The 19,512-nt window shown below is 61.6% G+C and carries 22 protein-coding genes and 1 tRNA gene; 2 read left to right on the top strand and 21 right to left on the bottom strand.

Features of this window, described 5'->3' with window-relative positions; genetic code table 11:
• The 14 genes from N0B28_RS04865 to trmJ form a co-directional block, all read right to left on the bottom strand.
• On the bottom strand, positions 1-1,002 hold the full coding sequence (locus N0B28_RS04865) for a RodZ domain-containing protein (RefSeq protein WP_275730656.1): 1,002 nt from the start codon (positions 1,000-1,002) through the stop codon (positions 1-3).
• Positions 1,002-1,760, bottom strand: a complete 759-nt coding sequence (gene pilW, locus N0B28_RS04860) for a type IV pilus biogenesis/stability protein PilW (RefSeq protein ID WP_043864471.1) — start codon at positions 1,758-1,760, stop codon at positions 1,002-1,004. Before pilW ends, N0B28_RS04865 begins: the two co-directional genes overlap by 1 nt.
• Positions 1,761-1,767: 7 nt before the next feature.
• Entirely contained in the window at positions 1,768-2,916 is a 1,149-nt protein-coding gene (gene rlmN / locus N0B28_RS04855; RefSeq protein WP_054916603.1) for a 23S rRNA (adenine(2503)-C(2))-methyltransferase RlmN, read from the bottom strand.
• Between the two features lie 28 nt (positions 2,917-2,944).
• Entirely contained in the window at positions 2,945-3,370 is a 426-nt protein-coding gene (gene ndk / locus N0B28_RS04850; RefSeq protein WP_043864469.1) for a nucleoside-diphosphate kinase, read from the bottom strand.
• 91 nt (positions 3,371-3,461) lie between these two features.
• The gene (gene iscX / locus N0B28_RS04845; protein ID WP_054916604.1) at positions 3,462-3,662 is read right to left on the bottom strand and encodes a Fe-S cluster assembly protein IscX; all 201 of its coding nucleotides are present in this window, start codon (positions 3,660-3,662) and stop codon (positions 3,462-3,464) included.
• Between the two features lie 14 nt (positions 3,663-3,676).
• Entirely contained in the window at positions 3,677-4,018 is a 342-nt protein-coding gene (gene fdx, locus N0B28_RS04840; protein WP_043864467.1) for an ISC system 2Fe-2S type ferredoxin, read from the bottom strand.
• A 3-nt stretch (positions 4,019-4,021) separates the two neighbouring features.
• Positions 4,022-5,884 (bottom strand): Fe-S protein assembly chaperone HscA, encoded by a 1,863-nt coding sequence (gene hscA, locus N0B28_RS04835; RefSeq protein ID WP_236176998.1) that lies wholly within the window; start codon positions 5,882-5,884, stop codon positions 4,022-4,024.
• Positions 5,885-5,925: 41 nt separating this feature from the next.
• Positions 5,926-6,447 (bottom strand): co-chaperone HscB, encoded by a 522-nt coding sequence (gene hscB, locus N0B28_RS04830; RefSeq protein ID WP_043864465.1) that lies wholly within the window; start codon positions 6,445-6,447, stop codon positions 5,926-5,928.
• A gap of 8 nt (positions 6,448-6,455) precedes the next feature.
• Positions 6,456-6,779, bottom strand: coding sequence for an iron-sulfur cluster assembly protein IscA (iscA, locus tag N0B28_RS04825; RefSeq protein ID WP_043864464.1), 324 nt, complete (start codon positions 6,777-6,779; stop codon positions 6,456-6,458).
• Positions 6,780-6,807: 28 nt separating this feature from the next.
• Complete coding sequence (gene iscU / locus N0B28_RS04820; protein ID WP_002552476.1) at positions 6,808-7,194, bottom strand: Fe-S cluster assembly scaffold IscU; 387 nt, start codon at positions 7,192-7,194, stop codon at positions 6,808-6,810.
• A gap of 46 nt (positions 7,195-7,240) precedes the next feature.
• On the bottom strand, positions 7,241-8,455 hold the full coding sequence (locus N0B28_RS04815) for an IscS subfamily cysteine desulfurase (protein ID WP_043864463.1): 1,215 nt from the start codon (positions 8,453-8,455) through the stop codon (positions 7,241-7,243).
• Positions 8,456-8,498: 43 nt separating this feature from the next.
• Positions 8,499-8,990 (bottom strand): Fe-S cluster assembly transcriptional regulator IscR, encoded by a 492-nt coding sequence (iscR, locus tag N0B28_RS04810; protein ID WP_043864462.1) that lies wholly within the window; start codon positions 8,988-8,990, stop codon positions 8,499-8,501.
• A 154-nt stretch (positions 8,991-9,144) separates the two neighbouring features.
• Positions 9,145-9,927, bottom strand: a complete 783-nt coding sequence (gene cysE, locus N0B28_RS04805) for a serine O-acetyltransferase (RefSeq protein WP_054916605.1) — start codon at positions 9,925-9,927, stop codon at positions 9,145-9,147.
• Complete coding sequence (gene trmJ, locus N0B28_RS04800; protein ID WP_043864460.1) at positions 9,928-10,701, bottom strand: tRNA (cytosine(32)/uridine(32)-2'-O)-methyltransferase TrmJ; 774 nt, start codon at positions 10,699-10,701, stop codon at positions 9,928-9,930.
• Between the two features lie 145 nt (positions 10,702-10,846).
• Between trmJ and suhB the strand changes: the two genes are divergently transcribed.
• A complete protein-coding gene (suhB, locus tag N0B28_RS04795) occupies positions 10,847-11,665 on the top strand; it encodes an inositol-phosphate phosphatase (protein WP_043864459.1) in 819 nt (272 codons plus the stop codon).
• 136 nt (positions 11,666-11,801) lie between these two features.
• Here suhB and N0B28_RS04790 read toward each other — a convergent pair whose 3' ends face one another.
• The 6 genes from N0B28_RS04790 to queA form a co-directional block, all read right to left on the bottom strand.
• Complete coding sequence (locus tag N0B28_RS04790; RefSeq protein ID WP_043864458.1) at positions 11,802-12,350, bottom strand: glycine zipper 2TM domain-containing protein; 549 nt, start codon at positions 12,348-12,350, stop codon at positions 11,802-11,804.
• Between the two features lie 121 nt (positions 12,351-12,471).
• A complete protein-coding gene (secF, locus tag N0B28_RS04785) occupies positions 12,472-13,383 on the bottom strand; it encodes a protein translocase subunit SecF (protein WP_043864457.1) in 912 nt (303 codons plus the stop codon).
• Between the two features lie 9 nt (positions 13,384-13,392).
• The gene (gene secD, locus N0B28_RS04780) at positions 13,393-15,261 is read right to left on the bottom strand and encodes a protein translocase subunit SecD (protein WP_054916607.1); all 1,869 of its coding nucleotides are present in this window, start codon (positions 15,259-15,261) and stop codon (positions 13,393-13,395) included.
• A 63-nt stretch (positions 15,262-15,324) separates the two neighbouring features.
• Entirely contained in the window at positions 15,325-15,666 is a 342-nt protein-coding gene (gene yajC / locus N0B28_RS04775; protein WP_043864455.1) for a preprotein translocase subunit YajC, read from the bottom strand.
• A 51-nt stretch (positions 15,667-15,717) separates the two neighbouring features.
• A complete protein-coding gene (gene tgt, locus N0B28_RS04770) occupies positions 15,718-16,833 on the bottom strand; it encodes a tRNA guanosine(34) transglycosylase Tgt (protein ID WP_162484886.1) in 1,116 nt (371 codons plus the stop codon).
• Between the two features lie 14 nt (positions 16,834-16,847).
• Positions 16,848-17,897: a tRNA preQ1(34) S-adenosylmethionine ribosyltransferase-isomerase QueA gene (gene queA, locus N0B28_RS04765; protein WP_043864453.1), complete on the bottom strand. Its 1,050-nt coding sequence runs from the start codon at positions 17,895-17,897 to the stop codon at positions 16,848-16,850.
• Positions 17,898-18,005: 108 nt separating this feature from the next.
• Here queA and N0B28_RS04760 point away from each other — a divergent pair.
• Positions 18,006-18,090 (top strand) — tRNA-Leu (locus N0B28_RS04760).
• A gap of 578 nt (positions 18,091-18,668) precedes the next feature.
• Here N0B28_RS04760 and N0B28_RS04755 read toward each other — a convergent pair.
• The gene (locus tag N0B28_RS04755; protein WP_143516664.1) at positions 18,669-19,229 is read right to left on the bottom strand and encodes a hypothetical protein; all 561 of its coding nucleotides are present in this window, start codon (positions 19,227-19,229) and stop codon (positions 18,669-18,671) included.
• Between the last annotated feature and the right edge of the window lie 283 nt (positions 19,230-19,512).

The following is a 19,512-nucleotide window of genomic DNA, read 5'->3' as shown; positions in this document are numbered from 1 at the left end:
TTATTGTCCCAACTTCAGGCGAGCAGTCTCGCCACTGGTGAACGGCGCCACGTCGACGGGCTGGCCGTTGAAACTGATCTGTGCGCCACGGGCAAAGCCCAGGCGTACCGCGAACGGCGGCTTGCCGGTGAGCTCGAGGGTCTCGCCCTTGCGCTTGGTGGCATTGACCAGCACCTTGCCGTTGCCGTCGGTGACCGAAGTCCAGCAATCGGCAACGAACTGCATGTGCAACGAGGCGCTGCCGGCAGCCGGTGCAGCCGCTGGCGCAGCGGGGGTGGCGGGGTTGGCAGGCGCAGGGGCGGCAGCCACAGCCGGGGCGCTGGCCGCAGGGGCCGGCGCTACGGGAGCCGGGGCTACGGGTGCGGCAGGCGCAGCTGGCGCCGGGTTGCTGGCGGCCGGGGCCTGTGCGGCAGCCTCGTCGGTGGCAGGCTGGGCCTGCTCGGCCGGTGCGCTGGCAGCCGGCGCTTCCTGGCTTTGGGCCACGGCCTGGTCTTCAGGCTCGTCCAGCGGGTGGATCTGGGTGGTACCGTCGGCGCTCTCGACCTCGACGTGTTCCATGGCCAGGCTGGCCAGGTCCTTGCCGCGCAGGCTGGTCTGGTCCTGCCACCAGAAGAAGCCACCGCCGATCACCAGGATCAGCAGCAACAGGCTGACGATGCGCAGGATGTTGTGCGACAGGCGTACCGGCTCTTCGATACGCCCCAGCGCATGCACGTCGCTGCCCTGGGAATTGCTGCCGGTGGCCTGGTCGAAGGCCAGCACCAGTTCGGCCTGGTCCATCTCGAACAGCTTGGCGTAGGCACGGATATAGCCGCGGGCGAAGGTATGCCCTGGCAGCTTGTCGAACGCGCCGGTTTCAAGATTGTTCAGGGAACTCACGGTCAGGTTGAGCTTGCGGGCCACTTCGGCCTGCGACAAGCCCTTGCTTTCACGGGCCTGACGCAAGGTCTCACCGGGATTCTGGCGAGTCGCTGCTGCTACTTCGGGATGCGCCGCTTTCATCATTGCTCCGACAGGTATTGCTGATATTCCGGCGTACCGGGATAAAGTCGTTGTAATTGCACGCCCAGTTCGGCGGCCTTGTCAGGTTCTTCGAATACAGTTGCCAGGCGCGAACCCAGCAGCAGGCTGCGGGGGCCGTGATCGCTCAGCTGGCTGAAACGATCGTAGTAGTCGCGCGCCGGCACATAATGCCTGTCTTCGTAAGACAACTCAGCCATTTCGAGCAACGCGCGCGGTTGCTGCTGGTTGAGCCGTAAAGCCTTTTGCAGGTGTTCACGCGCCTGCTCGCGCTGACCCAGCTTGATGGCGGTCAGGCCAAGGTTCTCGAAAACCCGGGAGCGTTCAGGATACAGGGTATCGGCCGCCGCTTGGCGAAACATCTGCTGCGCCTGGGCATAGCGCCCCTGTGCATACAGGAAACTGCCGAAATTGTTGCGAATACGGGGGTCGTCGGGGTTGGCAGCCAGGGCCTTGCGGTAATACCCCTCGGCCAGCGCCGGCTCGTCCTCGCGCTGGAACACCAGGGCCAGCGCGGCATTGGCTGCCGGGTCGCGAGCGTCCAGTTCAAGGGCCTTTTTCAGCGGCACCTTGGCGCGTTCGGTCAAACCTTGTTGCAAATAACCCAGGCCCAGTTGCACATAGGCCTGGCGTGCCTCTTCGCGCCCCTTGCCGCTTTGCAGCGGGTCGGAACTGCCGCTGCCGACGCAGCCGGCAAGCAGCGTCAGCAACAGGGTTGGCAGCGCGGCGCGCAGGCCCATGTCGGCCTCAGTTGCCCGCCGCGCCGGTTTGCGGCATATCGGCGTCGGCATTGAGCTGCCGTACCGCGATATAGCGCTCACTGCGGCGCGTGCGGTCCATCACCTGCCCCACCAGCTGACCACAGGCCGCGTCGATGTCCTCGCCACGGGTGGTGCGCACGGTAACGTTGTAGCCGGCCTGGTGCAGGTGGTCCTGGAAGCGGCGGATCGCGTTGTTGCTCGGACGCTCGTAGCCGGAGTGCGGGAACGGGTTGAACGGAATCAGGTTGATCTTGCACGGGATGTTCTTGAGCAGCTCGACCATCTCGACCGCGTGCTCGAGCTTGTCGTTGACGTCCTTGAGCAGGGTGTACTCGATGGTCAGCACACGCTTCTCGCCGAGTTCGGCCATGTAGCGCATGCACGACTCGAGCAGCATCTTGAGCGGGTACTTCTTGTTGATCGGTACCAGCTCGTTGCGCAGGGCGTCGTTGGGTGCGTGCAGCGACAGCGCCAGGGACACGTCGATGTGCTTGGCCAGCTGGTCGATCATCGGCACCACGCCGGAGGTGGACAGGGTCACACGGCGCTTGGAAATGCCGTAGCCCAGGTCGTCCATCATCAGGTGCATGGCGGCGACCACGTTGTCGAAGTTGAGCAGCGGCTCACCCATGCCCATCATCACCACGTTGGTGATGGCGCGGTCGATGGTGGCGGGAATGCTGCCGAACGACTTGTTGGCAATCCACACCTGGCCGATCACTTCGGCGGCGGTGAGGTTGCTGTTGAATCCTTGCTTGCCGGTGGAGCAGAAACTGCAGTCCAGGGCGCAACCGGCCTGGGACGAGACACACAGGGTGCCACGCTTGCCCTGGGGGATGTACACGGTCTCGACGCAGCTGCCGGACGCCACGCGCACCACCCACTTGCGGGTGCCGTCGCTGGATATGTCCTCGCTGACCACTTCGGGGCCGCGAATCTCGGCAACGGCCTTGAGCTTCTCGCGCAGGGCCTTGCCGACATTCGTCATGGCGTCGAAATCATCGACGCCAAAGTGGTGAATCCATTTCATTACCTGGCCGGCACGGAAACGCTTCTCCCCGATGGACTCGAAGAATTTTTCCATTTCCGGCTGGGTCAGGCCCAACAGGTTAGTTTTACCAGTCGATGTCGTCATGGATTCACCCTCACTCGTAAGCTGTCGCTTAGCGAGCGGTTACCTCGGTAGCTGCGAAGAAGTACGAGATTTCGCGAGCAGCAGCGGCTTCGGAGTCCGAACCGTGAACGGCGTTGGCGTCGATCGACTCGGCGAAGTCGGCACGGATGGTACCGGCAGCAGCTTCTTTAGGGTTGGTGGCGCCCATCAGCTCACGGTTCAGAGCGATGGCGTTTTCGCCTTCCAGAACCTGTACAACGACCGGGCCGGAGATCATGAAGGCAACCAGGTCACCGAAGAAGCCGCGCTCTTTGTGCTCGGCGTAGAAGCCTTCGGCTTCGGCTTTGGACAGTTGCTTGAGTTTCGAGGCAACGACGCGCAGGCCGGCTTTTTCGAAACGGGTGGTGATCTCGCCGATCACGTTCTTGGCAACGGCGTCAGGCTTGATGATGGAGAAAGTACGTTGAACAGCCATGGTGTAACTCCAGAAACAGTAAGTGAAGCGAAAAATTAAACCCGCGAATTATACGCGGGTTCCGGGGGATTGCCTAACCTGCCGAGTGCGCTCAGTCGGCTTCTTCGATCCAGGCGGCCTGAATGGCTTCAAGCACCTTCTCTCCGCCACGGTTCGGATCGTCGCTGAAGTCGGGCAGGGCCTGCACCCAGCGGCTCAGTTCGACGAAATTCACGTAGCGAGGATCGACTTGCGGCTTGCTTTCGGCAAGCTGAATTGCAATTTCAAGTACATCAACCCATTTCAGGCTCATGATGACTCCAACGGTCAGTGCGGCGCTTCGGCGGCGTGGTTGAGCGAGTATTTCGGGATCTCGACGGTCACGTCCTCGGTGCCGACCTTGGCCTGGCAGGTCAGGCGCGACGTGGGCTCCAGGCCCCAGGCGCGGTCGAGGTAGTCCTCTTCCAGCTCGTCGGCCTCGTTCAGCGAGTTGAAACCCTCGCGGATCACGCAGTGGCACGTGGTGCAGGCGCAGACGCCGCCGCAGGCGCTTTCGATCTCGATGTGGTTGTCATGGGCCACTTCAAGGATGGACTTACCGGTTTCGGCCTCCACCACCATTCCGTCCGGACAGAACTTCTCGTGGGGCAGAAAAATCACCTGCGGCATCAGTTACTCCTCGATCTCATTCAGGTTGCGCCCGGCCAAAGCGGCTTTTACCGTCGAATCAAGGCGACGGGCGGCAAAGGCATCGGTCACTTGCGACAGACGCTTGGTCTGCTGCTCGATGGCGGCGCCATCGGTACCGTTCATCAAATCACGCAAGTCTTGCATCTGTTGTTCGATCGCCAGGCGCTCTTCGGCGTCCAGCAGGCGCTCGCCATCGGCGTCCAGCGCGCCCTGCACCGCTTCGAGCAGACGCTCGGCGTCGACCTGGTGCTCGCGCAGCTGGCGCGCCACCTTGTCGTAGCCGGCATGTTCGAAGGAGTCCTTGAGCATGCGAGTGATCTCGCCGTCGGTCAGGCCGTAGGACGGCTTGACCTGAATGCTCGATTCCACACCCGAGCCCAGCTCGCGCGCCGAAACGCTGAGCAGGCCGTCGGCGTCGACCTGGAAGGTGACGCGAATCTTCGCCGCACCGGCCACCATGGCCGGAATGCCGCGCAGTTCGAAGCGCGCCAGGGAGCGGCAGTCGCTGATCAGCTCACGCTCACCCTGCAGCACGTGGATCATCATGGCCGACTGGCCGTCCTTGTACGTGGTGAATTCCTGGGCACGGGCAACCGGGATGGTGGTGTTGCGCGGGATCACCTTCTCCATCAACCCGCCCATGGTTTCCAGCCCCAGGGACAGCGGAATCACGTCGAGCAGCAGCAGTTCGCCGCCGTCGCGCTTGTTGCCGGCCAGGGTATCGGCCTGGATCGCGGCGCCGATGGCCACCACCTGATCGGGGTCGATCTCGGTCAGCGGGGTACGCCCGAACAGCGCGCCCACCGCCTCGCGCACACGCGGCACGCGAGTGGAACCACCGACCATGACCACGGCTTCGACTTCATCCAGCTCGATGCCACTGTCGCGCACGGCGCGGCGACAGGCCTTGAGGCTGCGCGCCACCATCGGTTCGATCAGCGCGTCGAAGCCGGCACGGGTCAGCTCGCCCTGCCAGGTACCATGGCTCACGGACACGACATCGCTGTTGGTCAACGCTTCCTTGGCCGCACAGGCAGCTTGCAGCAGTTGACGCTGGGTGCCGGGGTCGAGGTCGGCAGACAGGCCCGCCTGCTCGATGATCCAGCCGGCCACCGCATGGTCGAAGTCATCGCCGCCCAGGGCGCTGTCGCCGCCGGTGGCCATCACTTCGAACACACCGCCGGTCAGGCGCAGGATGGAAATGTCGAAGGTGCCGCCGCCCAGGTCATAGATGGCCACCACGCCTTCGGCGTTCTGGTCCAGGCCATAGGCCACAGCCGCAGCGGTCGGTTCGTTGAGCAGGCGCAGCACGTTCAGCCCGGCCAGGCGCGCAGCGTCCTTGGTGGCCTGGCGCTGAGCGTCGTCGAAGTACGCCGGCACGGTGATCACCGCGCCGACCAGCTCGCCACCCAGGGTGGCTTCGGCGCGCTGGCGCAGCACCTTGAGAATGTCGGCCGAGACTTCCACCGGGCTTTTCGGGCCTTGCACCGTGTCGATGAACGGCATGTGCGACTCGCCGCCGACAAAGCGGTAGGGCAGTTGCTCGCCCAGTTGCTTGACGTCGGCCAGGCCGCGCCCCATCAGGCGCTTGACCGACAGCACGGTGTTCAGCGGGTCGCTGGAGGCCGCGTCACGGGCACTGTAGCCCACGTCGACATGGTTGGCGTGATAGCGCACCGCCGACGGCAGGATGACCCGGCCCTCGGCGTCTGGCAGCGGTTCGGAAATGCCGCTGCGCAATGCAGCGACCAGCGAATTGGTGGTGCCAAGGTCAATGCCCACGGCCAGGCGGCGCTGATGGGGCTGTGGCGTCTGACCGGGTTCGGCGATCTGCAGTAGGGCCATGCTTATCTGATACCAGGGGTGTCGCCAGCGGCGCCACCGGGTTAATCGTCGAGGCGCTCTTCCAGCTGGCGCACTTCATAGGCGAGCTTGTCGAGGAACTGCATGCGGCGCATCAGGCGCTCGGCCTGTTCACGCTGCGCAGCATCCTCCCAGCAGGCGGCGAAGTCCTCGTTGAGTGCTTCCTGGGCGACCTTCAGGCGGCGCTTGAACGCGGCCACGCCATCGAGGTCGGCACTGTCCTGCAGGTCTTCGAGCTCTTCTCGCCATTGCATCTGCTGGAAGAGGAACTCGGGGTCGTGGACAGTGACTTCCTGCGGCACTTCGTGGCCCCCCATCGCCAACAGGTAGCGCGCCCGCTTGGGCGCACTCCTGAGGGTCTGGTAGGCATCGTTGAGGCCGGCCGAGCGCTCCAGCGCCAGGCGCTGTTCACGCTCGGGGGCATCGGCGAAGCGGTCCGGGTGAACCTCGCGGGCCAGCTCGCGATAGCGTGCGGCCAGCTTGTCGAGGTCCAGGCGAAAGCCCGGCTGCAGGTCAAACAGGGCGAAATGACAAGGAGTACCCACGCGCAGCCTCAGACGTTGAAGCTTTCGCCGCAGCCACACTCACCGCGCACGTTGGGATTGTTGAACTTGAAGCCTTCGTTCAACCCTTCCTTGACGAAATCCAGTTCGGTTCCGTCCAGGTACACCAGGCTTTTCGGGTCGATGATCACCTTGACGCCGTGACTTTCGAACACCTGGTCCTCGCTGTCCGGCGCGTCGACGAACTCCAGCACGTAGGCCAGGCCCGAGCAGCCGGTGGTGCGAACGCCCAGGCGAATGCCGTCACCCTTGCCGCGTCCTTCGAGGGAGCGCCGCACGTGGTTGGCGGCGGCTTCTGTCATGCTGATAGCCATCGAGACTCCTTACCTGCAACAGGCGAACTTAGAGCAAACCTTTCTTCTGCTTGTAATCGCGCACGGCCGCCTTGATGGCGTCCTCGGCGAGTACCGAGCAGTGGATCTTCACCGGCGGCAACGCCAGTTCTTCGGCCAGCTGGGTGTTCTTGATGGTTTCGGCTTCGTCCAGGGTCTTGCCCTTCATCCACTCGGTAGCGAGGGAGCTGGAAGCGATGGCCGAACCACAGCCGTAGGTCTTGAACTTGGCATCTTCGATGACGCCCTGCTCGTTGACCTTGATCTGCAGGCGCATCACGTCGCCGCACGCAGGCGCGCCGACCATGCCGGTACCGACATCCGGGTCCTCGGCATTCATCTTGCCGACGTTGCGTGGGTTTTCGTAGTGGTCGATGACCTTTTCACTGTAAGCCATGGTGCTATTCCTTCCTCATCAGAGAGCCGCTCTTGCTGGCGACTACTTAGTGCGCAGCCCACTCGATCTTGGAGATGTCGACGCCGTCTTTGTACATATCCCACAGCGGCGACAATTCGCGCAGCTTGGTCACGGCCTCGCAGACCTTCTGCGCGGCGTAGTCGATTTCTTCTTCGGTGGTGAAGCGACCGAAGGTGAAGCGGATCGAGCTGTGCGCCAGTTCGTCGTTGCGGCCCAGGGCGCGCAGCACGTAGGACGGCTCGAGCGATGCCGAGGTGCACGCCGAACCCGAAGACACTGCCAGGTCCTTGAGGGCCATGATCAGCGACTCGCCTTCGACGTAGTTGAAGCTCAGGTTCAGGTTGTGCGGAATACGCGCGGTCATGCTGCCGTTGATGTACAGCTCTTCAAGGTTCTCGACCTGCTTGTAGAAGCGGTCGCTCAGGGCCTTGATGCGCAGGTTCTCGCTGGCCATCAGCTCCTTGGCGATGGCGAAGGCTTCGCCCATGCCGACGATCTGGTGGGTAGCCAGGGTGCCCGAACGCATGCCGCGCTCGTGACCGCCGCCGTGCATGGTGGCTTCAAGACGCACGCGCGGCTTGCGGCTGACGTACAGCGCGCCGATGCCTTTGGGGCCGTAGGTCTTGTGCGCCGAGAACGACATCAGGTCGACCTTCAGCTTCTGCAGGTCGATCTCGACCTTGCCGGTGGACTGTGCGGCATCGACGTGGAACATGACGCCACGCGAGCGGGTCAGTTCGCCGATGGCGGCGATGTCGTTGATGGTGCCGATTTCGTTGTTCACGTGCATGATCGACACCAGGATGGTGTCTTCACGCAGGGCTGCCTCGACCATGGCCGGGGTGATCAGGCCATCGGCGCCCGGCTCGATGTAGGTGACTTCGAAGCCTTCACGCTCCAGCTGACGGGTGCTGTCCAGAACGGCCTTGTGCTCGATCTTGGAGGTGATCAGGTGCTTGCCCTTGGTGCCGTAGAAGTGCGCGACGCCCTTGATTGCCAGGTTGTCGGACTCGGTGGCACCACTGGTCCAGACAATTTCCCGCGGGTCGGCGTTGACCAGGTCGGCGACCTGGCGGCGAGCGTTCTCGACCGCTTCTTCGGCTTTCCAGCCAAAGACGTGGGAACGCGAGGCCGGGTTACCGAAGTTCCCGTCGACCAGCAGGCAATCGCTCATCTTCTGGGCGACACGTGGGTCGACCGGGGTGGTCGCGGAGTAATCGAGGTAGATCGGCAACTTCATTGAATATCTCCTATCAGGCGGGCTCATCGCACAGTCGAAACGGTCATTCGACGGCGGATGTCTCAATCTTGTCCAGATGCGGTGTCCGGCCCGCCATGCGGCGCAGGTCCTGACGCTGGGCGACTTCTTGCACCTCACGGCGAGTAACAAGGTCAGCCAGGCTGATACCGCTCAGAAATTCGTGAATCTGCTGGCTGAGATCACACCACAAGTGGTGGGTCAGGCAGGTATCGCCAGCGTGGCAATCACCCAGGCCCTGGCAGCGTGTAGCGTCGACCGATTCGTTGACCGCATCGATCACCTGGGCTACCTGGATGCTTTCCATCACGCGCGACAGCTGGTAGCCGCCGCCTGGACCGCGCACACTGGAGACCAGACTGCTGCGACGCAGCTTGGCAAACAGCTGCTCCAGATAGGAAAGTGAGATGCCTTGGCGCTCGGAAATGTCGGCCAGGGACACCGGCCCGTTTTGCGCGTGCAACGCCAGGTCAAGCATGGCAGTCACGGCGTATCGGCCTTTTGTAGTCAGTCGCATGGCTATTTGGTACCACGGGAGTTACGGGATGTGTGCGAGTATGCGATTCCCGAGCATTTAAGTCAACTATAAGACCTACTGCTTTAGTCGGGATTGCGCCTGAGAGGCGGCGCAGAGTGTAGCAAAGTCGGGCGCGCCAGCGCACGCCCTTCTGTCAATGCGTCGACGCGTCGCTGCGGGCGTCGGCCTTCACGTCCGCGAAGTCTTCGTCACGCAGGGCCGGCAGTTCCTTGGCGCAGTAGTCGCTACCCAGGTTCTTGAGCGCACCGCACATGTCCTCCAGGCGCCCGTCCACCGCTTGCAGGTGGTCGAGCAACTGGCCGATGGCGCGGGCCACCGGGTCGGGCATGTCTTCGCTCACGCCGTAGGCGTCGAAGCCGATCTTCTCGGCCATGGCCTTGCGCCGGGCCTCCTGCTCGGCGTCGGACTTGACGATGATACGCCCCGGGATGCCCACCGCCGTGGCGCCGGCCGGCACCGCCTTGGTGACCACCGCATTGGAGCCGATCTTGGCCCCCGCGCCCACGGTGAACGGGCCCAGCACCTTGGCGCCGGCCCCCACCACCACGCCGTCCTCCAGGGTCGGGTGGCGCTTGCCCTTGTTCCAGCTGGTGCCGCCCAGGGTCACGCCCTGGTACAGGGTCACGTCATCGCCGATCTCGGCGGTTTCGCCGATCACGATGCCCATGCCGTGGTCGATGAAGAAGCGCCGGCCTACCTTTGCACCGGGGTGAATCTCGATGCCGGTCATCCAGCGACCGAAGTTGGACACCAGCCGCGCCAGCCACTTCCAGTCCCGTACCCACAGGGCATGCGCCGCGCGGTGCAGCCAGATCGCATGCATGCCCGGGTAGCAGGTCAGCACTTCAAAGGCATTGCGCGCCGCCGGGTCACGGTGGAAAACGCTTTGGATATCTTCACGCAGACGCTCGAACATTTACTGATCCTTCCGCTTGTGCGCATCGCCCCGGGCCGCTTTCTGGGTTTCGGTGAGGATGCCGCGCAAAATGCTTATTTCCGATCGACTCACCGCGCTGCGCCCGTACAGGCGACGCAAACGCGGCATCAGGTGCTTGGGCTTGGTCGGGTCGAGAAAGCCGATGTCCACCAGCGCGGACTCCAGGTGCTGGTAGAACAGCTCCATTTCGTCCATGGTCGCCAGCTCTGCGCTGCGCACCGAGGCCACTTCGACCTTCTCGACTTTCGACGCCTGCCCGTCGGCTGCCAGCCAGGCCATGCGCACTTCATAGGCCAGGACCTGGACCGCAGCCGCCAGATTCAGCGAACTGAAATCCGGGTTGGACGGGATATGCACGTGATAATGACATCGCTGCAGCTCGTCGTTGGTCAGGCCGGCATGTTCACGGCCGAACACCAGCGCCACCTCGGCACCCTCGCCTGCCTGCTCGACGACCTTGGCGCCGCATTCGCGCGGATCGAGCAGGGGCCACGGGATGCGCCGGTCGCGGGCACTGGTGCCCACCACCAGGGTGCAGCCCACCAGCGCATCCTCGAGCGTGGCCACCACCTCGGCACCCGCCAGCACGTCATCGGCGCCGGAGGCACGGGCACTGGCCTCGTGGGAAGGAAAGTCGTTCGGCTCGACCAGCACCAGGCGCGACAGGCCCATGTTCTTCATGGCGCGCGCAGCCCCGCCGATATTGCCGGGGTGACTGGTATTGACCAGGACGACACGAATTCTTGGCAGCACGGGCACGGCTCACAGACACGGAAGGAAGGGAGCAAATCTTACAGAAGCGACCGGCATTACGCTATGAAAGCAAATGTCGCCCTTCTTCGTTCAAAGTTTTCTGCTAGAATGTTCGGCTTTCTTTAACGACCCAGGTGAAACGTCCATGCAGCCCATGCTGAATATCGCGCTGCGCGCCGCCCGCAGCGCCAGTGAATTGATTTTCCGCTCCATCGAGCGCCTGGATACCATCAAGGTAGATGAGAAAGACGCCAAGGATTACGTCTCCGAAGTCGACCGCGCGGCGGAAAAAGTCATCGTCGACGCCCTGCGCAAGGCGTACCCGAACCACTCCATCTACGGTGAAGAAACCGGCCTGCATGCTGGCAACGGCGAAGAAGGCAAGGACTACCTGTGGGTCATCGACCCGCTCGACGGTACCACCAACTTCCTGCGTGGCGTCCCTCACTTTGCCGTGAGCATCGCGTGCAAGTACCGCGGCCGCCTGGAACACGCCGTGGTCCTCGACCCGGTACGCCAGGAAGAATTCACCGCCAGCCGTGGCCGTGGCGCCCAGCTCAATGGTCGCCGCCTGCGCGTCAGCGGTCGCACCAGCCTGGACGGCGCCCTGCTGGGTACCGGCTTCCCGTTCCGTGACAACCAGATGGATGGCCTGGACAACTACCTGGGCATGTTCCGTGCCCTGGTCGGCCAGACCGCCGGCATCCGCCGCGCCGGCGCCGCGAGCCTGGACCTGGCCTATGTGGCCGCCGGCCGCTTCGATGCGTTCTGGGAGTCGGGCCTGAGCGAGTGGGACATGGCGGCAGGCGCACTGCTGATCCAGGAAGCGGGCGGCCTGGTGAGCGACTTCACCGGTGGTCATGACTTCCTCGAGAAGGGCCACATCGTTGCCGGCAACATCAAGTGCTTCAAGGCGGTGTTGACGGCGATCCAGCCGCACCTGCCGGCCTCGCTGAAGCGCTGAGTTTCAGCCGGGCAATAAAAAAGCACCCTTCGGGGTGCTTTTTTGTGGCTGGCTTTCGGGCCTCTTCGCCGGCAAGGCCGGCGCCTACAGGTTGCGCATGGCTTTGTAGGAGCCCGCCTTGCCGGCGAAAGGGCCATCACTGCCCAGGCTGTGCCTGCGTCAGTACCAGCTTGCCATTCTCGTCCAGCGGGATCTGCGAACCCGGGTCGCGCTCCATGCGCACCTGCCCGGCCTTGTCGCCAATCGAATACTTCACGTCGTACCCCACCACCTTCTCGCTCAGGTCATTGACCGTGTTGCAGCGGGTTTGCGTGGTGGTGTAGGTATCGCGGTTCTGCATGCCTTCCTGCACCTTGTTGCCGGCATAGCCACCACCGACGGCACCGGCCACGGTCGCGATCTTCTTGCCATTGCCGCCGCCGATCTGGTTACCCAGCAACCCACCTGCCACGGCGCCCAGCACGGTACCGGCGATCTGGTGTTGATCCTTCACCGGCGCCTGACGGGTCACCGTGACATCCTTGCAGACTTCCCGTGGCGTCTTGACGGTCTGCTTGACCGGCTGCACCGACGTCACCTGCGCGTATTGCGGCCCGCCCTTGACCAAGCTGTAGGTAGCCACGGCACCTCCGGCAGTGACACCGACAGCCCCCAGCACCGCACCCACCAGCATTGACTTGTTCACGTGAACCTCCTGATTTACCTGCGGGAACACGCCCGCGCTTCTCCCAGCCTTGGAGCATAAAAAAAGGCGCGAGTTCAATACTCGCGCCTTCTTGTACCGCTCAGGACAGTGGCAAAAAGCCTTATGGACGCTCGTCCACACCCTCGGTTTTCACCGGCGGGATCAGGTCTTCACTGTTCAGGTTCAGCCAGATCAGCACCACGTTGGCGATGTAGATCGACGAGTAGGTACCGGCCATTACACCGATGAACAGTGCCAGCGAGAAGCCCCACAGGTTGTCACCACCGAAGAACAGCAGTGCCGCGATCGCCAGCAAGGTGGACACCGAGGTGGCCACGGTACGCAGCAGGGTCTGGGTGGTCGAGACGTTGATGTTCTCGATCAGCGAAGCCTTGCGCATCACGCGGAAGTTTTCCCGTACCCGGTCGAACACCACGATGGTGTCGTTGAGCGAGTAGCCGATGATCGCCAGCACCGCCGCCAGCACCGTCAGGTCGAAGGTGATCTGGAAGAACGACAGGATGCCCATGGTCACGATCACGTCGTGCACCAGCGACAGGATGGCGCCCACCGCAAACTTCCACTGGAAGCGGAAGGCCAGGTAGACCAGGATGCCGCCCAGCGCCAGCAGCATGCCCAGGCCGCCCTGGTCACGCAGTTCCTCGCCCACCTGCGGGCCGACGAACTCGACACGCTTGACCGTGGCCGGGTTGTCGGTGCTGATCTTCTGCAGCGCCTCGGCCACCTTGTTGCCCAGCATCGGGTCGTCGCCCGGCATGCGCACCAGCAGGTCGGTGGTAGCACCGAAGCTCTGCACCACGGCATCGTGGAAGCCGGACCTGACCAGCTCTTCACGAACCTCGCCAAGGTTGGCCGGGCGCTCGTAGGTCAGCTCGATGAGCGTACCGCCAGTGAAGTCCAGGCCGAAGTTGAGCCCTTTGTAGAACCAGCTGAACAGTGCCAGCACAGTCAGCAGCAGGGTGACGCCGAACGCGACGTTCCGCACACCCATGAAGTTAATGGTACGTAACATGGCAGCCCCTTATACCCACAACTTCTTGATATCCCGCCCACCGCAGGTCAGGTTGACCATTGCGCGGGTGACCATGACGGCCGTGAACATCGAGGTGAAAATCCCGAGGGACATGGTAACCGCGAAGCCCTTGACCGGACCGGTACCCATGGCGAACAGGATGCCGCCCACCAGCAGGGTGGTCAGGTTGGCATCGACGATCGCGGTGTAGGCACGGTTGAAGCCTTCGTGGATGGCGCGCTGCACCGACATGCCATTGGCCAGTTCTTCACGTATGCGCGAGAAGATCAGTACGTTGGCGTCGACCGCCATACCCATGGTCAGCACGATACCGGCAATGCCCGGCAGGGTCAGCGTAGCCCCCAGCAGCGACATCAGCGCCAGCAGCAGCACCATGTTGCCCGCCAGGGCGATGGTGGCGATCAGGCCGAAGGCACGGTAGATGGCCATGATGAACAGCGACACGAACAGCATGCCCCACAGCGATGCATCGATACCCTTGGTGATGTTGTCGGCACCCAGGCTCGGGCCAATGGTACGTTCTTCGGCGAAGTACATCGGCGCCGCCAGACCACCGGCACGCAGCAGCAGGGCCAGCTCGGACGACTCACCCTGGCCGTTCAGGCCGGTGATGCGGAACTGGCTGCCCAGTGGCGACTGGATGGTCGCCAGGCTGATGATGCGCTTCTCTTCCACGAACGACTGCACCGGCACGTCTTTCTCGACACCGTCGACCATCTGCTTGACGTAGCGGGTAACCGGACGCTGTTCGATGAAGATCACCGCCATGCTGCGCCCGACGTTGCTGCGCGTGGCGCGGCTCATCAGTTCGCCGCCGTGGCCATCCAGGCGGATGTTCACCTGCGGGCGACCCTGCTCGTCGAAGCTGGCCTGAGCGTCGGTGACCTGGTCACCGGTGATGATCAGGCCACGCTCGACCGCTGCCGGTGGGCGACCGCCCTCACGGAACTCGAAGGTCTCGGTAGTGGCCTTGGACGCACCCGGCTCGGCACCCAGACGGAACTCCAGGTTCGCGGTCTTGCCCAGGATACGCTTGGCTTCTGCGGTGTCCTGCACGCCTGGCAGCTCGACCACGATGCGGTTGGCACCCTGGCGCTGAACCAGTGGCTCGGCCACACCCAGTTCGTTGACGCGGTTACGTACCGTGGTCAGGTTCTGCTTGATCGAGTATTCACGGATTTCCGCGACCTTGGCCGGGGTAATCGCCAGACGCAGCACCGACAGGCCGTTACGCTCGGTGGTGGTCAGCTCGAAATCGTTGAAATTCTTGCGGATCAGGCTGCGAGCCTGTTCGCGGGACTGGTCATCGGAGAAGCCCAGTTGAATGCCGCCATCTTGCTGCGGCAGGCTGCGGTAGCGCACACGCTCCTTGCGCAGCAGGCTTTTGACTTCGCCTTCGTACACCTTCAGACGTGCCGCCATGGCCTTGTCCATGTCCACTTCAAGCAGGAAGTGCACACCACCGGACAGGTCCAGGCCCAGCTTCATCGGGCTTGCACCCAGGTTGCGCAGCCATTGCGGAGTGGTCGGAGCCAGGTTCAGTGCAACGACGTAGTCGTCACCCAGCGCCTTGCGCACAACGTCCTTGGCAGGCAGTTGGTCGTCCTGTTTGGCCAGACGCACCAGTGCGCCCTTGCCCTTCTCGCCCAGGCTTGCACCCTTGACCGCGATACCGGCGTCGGCCAGTGCCTTGGTGGCACGGTCCAGGTCGGCCTGGCTGACCTGCAGCGCCGTGCTGGCACCACTGACCTGAATAGCCGCGTCGTCAGGGTAGAGGTTGGGAGCGGAATAAATAAAACCGATCGCCAGTACCGCCAGGATCAGTGCGTATTTCCATAGAGGATATTTGTTCAGCATCACGCCGCCCGTTCAAGACGCGGGGCGCCTTGCGCGCCCCGTCGATTGTAGAAAATCTGAAACTTAGATCGCTTTGAGCGTGCCCTTGGGCAGGGTCGCGGCAATAGCACCCTTCTGGAACTTCAGTTCCACGGTGTCGGACACTTCCAGCACCACGAAGTCATCGGCCACTTTGACGATCTTGCCGGCAATACCGCCGTTGGTGACAACTTCGTCACCTTTCTGCAGGTTGCTCAGCAGGTTCTTCTGCTCTTTGGCGCGCTTGGCCTGTGGACGCCAGATCATCAGGTAGAAGATGACCAGGAAGCCGACCAGGAAAATCCACTCGAAGCCGGTACCGGCTGGGCCGGCGGCAGCTGCCGGGGCTGCTGCGTCCGCGTAAGCGGCAGGAATCAGAAAGCTCATTTAGCACTCCAAGTTGCAAGTTGTTGTACGTGTGTCAGGTTCGACAGAACATCAATCCAAGGGCGGCACAGGCAGCCCGCGCTTGGCGTAAAAGGCATCGACAAAGGCGGCCAATGTACCCTGTTGAATAGCCTCGCGCAAACCAGCCATCAGGCGCTGGTAATGACGCAAGTTGTGGATGGTATTCAACATGCTGCCCAACATTTCGCCGCATTTATCCAGGTGATGCAGATAAGCGCGGGAGAAGTTCTGGCAGGTGTAGCAGTCACAGGTCGGATCCAGTGGCGAATCATCATGGCGATGGAACGCGTTACGGATTTTAAGCACGCCGGTATCGACAAACAGATGACCGTTGCGCGCATTGCGCGTGGGCATCACGCAATCGAACATGTCGACGCCGCGGCGCACACCCTCAACGAGATCTTCCGGCTTGCCTACCCCCATAAGGTAACGAGGTTTGTCAGCCGGCATCATGCCCGGCAGGTAGTCCAGCACCTTGATCATCTCGTGCTTGGGCTCGCCCACCGACAGCCCGCCAATGGCCAGGCCGTCGAAGCCGATCTTGTCCAGGCCCTCGAGCGAACGCTCGCGCAGGTTGCGGTGCATGCCGCCCTGCACGATGCCGAACAGCGCCGCGGTGCTGTCGCCGTGGGCGTTCTTGGAGCGCTGGGCCCAGCGCAGCGACAGCTCCATGGAGATGCGCGCCACATCTTCATCGGCCGGGTACGGGGTGCACTCGTCGAAAATCATCACCACGTCCGAGCCCAGGTCGCGCTGCACCTGCATCGACTCTTCCGGGCCCATGAACACCTTGGAGCCGTCCACCGGGGAGGCGAAGGTCACGCCCTCCTCCTTGATCTTGCGCATCGCGCCCAGGCTGAACACCTGGAAGCCGCCGGAGTCGGTGAGGATCGGGCCCTGCCACTTCATGAAGTCGTGCAGGTCGCCGTGGGCCTTGATCACCTCGGTGCCCGGGCGCAGCCACAGGTGGAAGGTGTTGCCCAGGATCATCTGCGCGCCGATGGCCTCGATGTCGCGCGGCAGCATGCCCTTGACCGTGCCATAGGTGCCCACCGGCATGAAGGCCGGGGTTTCGACCACGCCCCGGGGGAATGTCAGGCGGCCGCGACGGGCCTTGCCGTCGGTGGCCAGCAACTCGAAGGACATACGACAGGTGCGACTCATGCTTGATCCTCGGGCCCGCGTGGCGCCGGATTGCGGGTGATGAACATGGCATCACCGTAACTGAAGAAGCGGTAGCCGTTTTCCACCGCTGCGGCGTAGGCAGCCATGGTCTCGGGGTAACCGGCGAAGGCCGAAACCAGCATCAGCAGCGTGGATTCGGGCAAATGGAAGTTGGTCACCAGGGCGTCGACCACGTGGAACGGGCGGCCCGGGAAAATAAAGATGTCGGTATCGCCGCTGAACGGCTTGAGCGTACCGTCGCGCGCCGCGCTTTCCAGCGAGCGCACGCTGGTGGTGCCGACCGCGATCACCCGCCCGCCGCGCGCCCGGCATTCGGCCACGGCGTCCACCACGTCCTGGCCCACTTCGAGCCACTCTTTATGCATGTGGTGATCTTCAATGCGCTCCACGCGCACCGGCTGGAAGGTGCCGGCGCCCACGTGCAGGGTGACGAAGGCGGTGCTCACGCCCTTTTCGGCGATCTTGCCCATCAGCTCTTCATCGAAGTGCAGGCCGGCGGTGGGCGCGGCCACGGCGCCGGAGCGCTGCGCATAGACCGTCTGATAGCGCTCGCGGTCGGCGCCTTCGTCGGGGCGGTCTATATAAGGAGGCAACGGCATGTGCCCGACGCGGTCGAGCAGTGGCAGCACCTCTTCGGTGAAGCGCAGCTCGAACAGCGCGTCGTGGCGCGCGACCATCTCGGCTTCGCCGCCGCCGTCGATCAGCAGCTGGGTGCCTGGCTTGGGCGACTTGCTAGAGCGCACGTGGGCGAGCACGCGATGGCTGTCGAGCACGCGCTCGATGAGGATCTCCAGCTTGCCGCCGGAGGCCTTCTGGCCGAACAGTCGGGCCGGGATCACCCGGGTGTTGTTGAACACCATCAGATCGCCCGGGCGCAGGTGCTCGAGCAGGTCGGTGAACTGGCGATGCGCGAGCGCGCCGGTGGGCCCGTCGAGGGTCAACAGCCGGCTGCTGCGCCGTTCAGCCAGTGGATGGCGGGCGATCAGGGAATCTGGAAGCTCAAAGGAGAAATCGGCGACGCGCATGATGGTGATCGGTTTGACAGGGCCGCAAAGTTTAGCGGAAAGCGGCAAAATTGACCATGAAAGCTGATTGACCAACGGTAGGCGCCTCACTATACTTCGCCGCCACAAGCCCTGATGGCGGAATTGGTAGACGCGGCGGATTCAAAATCCGTTTTCGAAAGGAGTGGGAGTTCGAGTCTCCCTCGGGGCACCATACAAATCCTTGTAAATCAAGGACTTAGAGAAGGGGTAGAAAGAAATTTCTACCCCTTTTTCTATCCAGAAAATCTGTTCTTCTCAAACCCATTTCCCTCGGAAAATGCGGCCCCAAAGCGTCACATCACGCGAAGTCAAGATCATACAAACCCACAAAAATCAATACATTTTATGGGTATTCAAAAACCTTCGCGTCTCCGGCAAGGTCGTTTTTTGTGGTTGAACGTGTTCAAGCATGAAAATTGAGCACACATAGAATCTTATATAGCAGCGCCGATTAAGGTCTACCCCTAACTTTTAATTTTTGACAACTACCATCCAACCCTACATATATTTTCAATCTACCATTGACACAATATCTCGTTGCATTAAGCCATTATTTGACTGTCATCGAAATTAAAAGACCGAACAAATCAAGCATTCAACAATGCTTGGCAACTGTATAGCAGGCATTGAAAAGGCCACCTTGAAAGGCAGCCTGATAGTTATCGACCATTATACGAACGCGGTCTATCTTCTCTTCATCGACCTCAAATCAACAAAAACACTGATGTGCTTTATTGTCGTTTACACATTTCAAAAAACAGTGCCATCATCCAAGGCAGACTTCAACTCGCTCTTGTAATTACTCTTATTGAAACTGTCGACTTTCTTGTAAGTATTCAGCTTTTCAGGAGAGCGATATTGCGTATCACTTGCGAACGATTGAAAGGTGTCATCGTCAACCATTCTTATATGCATTTGAAGCTCCCTTGAATCATAGCCATAAAACTCAACAAAACCGGGAATTTGACTTTGACGTGCAACCATCAACGCTTCTTTGACTGGCTTGTCATAGAGATAGAATGTAGCAGTCACCATAATGGCACCCCCGGATTCAGTATTGTTCTTACCGAATTGGGGATTCACATAAGGGGTGAACACGACCCCACCATCCATAGCCTTGGTTTGTCCTAGCCATTTACGCTCTTTAATAGCACTGATTGTCTTATTGATAGGTCCAGAATACTCAACGCTTCTTCTGTCTTTATCAAGCTCGACGTGTTCAAAGGTTTCTGCTGATGCTGTGCACGCAAAAGCGGCAACCAACGATGCCAACACAAAGCTTTTAATTTTTTCCATCTTTTCCTTATCCATTCAGTTGAATCGCGAGAGCCAAGTCTTGCTGGTAAGGCAAAATACTATCACCATTTGAGCAATAGTTAAACGCCAGCATTCCAACATCGCGGGGATGCAATATATTTAAGACTGGAACTTGTATGCGAGTTCTTCAAGTGCTTTCCTTCGGAATACCTGTCAACAGTCATCCGCAACAAACCCTCTGCTTTATGACCTACCCATGAAATGATGACAAGGTTTTTTACATCTGCACGCTCTAATGTAGCAATTACGGTTTTCGTATGCGGTGGAAAACACATCG

The sequence above is a fragment of the Pseudomonas sp. SD17-1 genome, from assembly GCF_029201585.1.
Taxonomy (GTDB): Bacteria; Pseudomonadota; Gammaproteobacteria; order Pseudomonadales; family Pseudomonadaceae; genus Aquipseudomonas; species Aquipseudomonas palmensis.
Note: the sequence above shows the minus strand (reverse complement) of the source record. Positions and strands in the feature narration are given on the sequence as shown.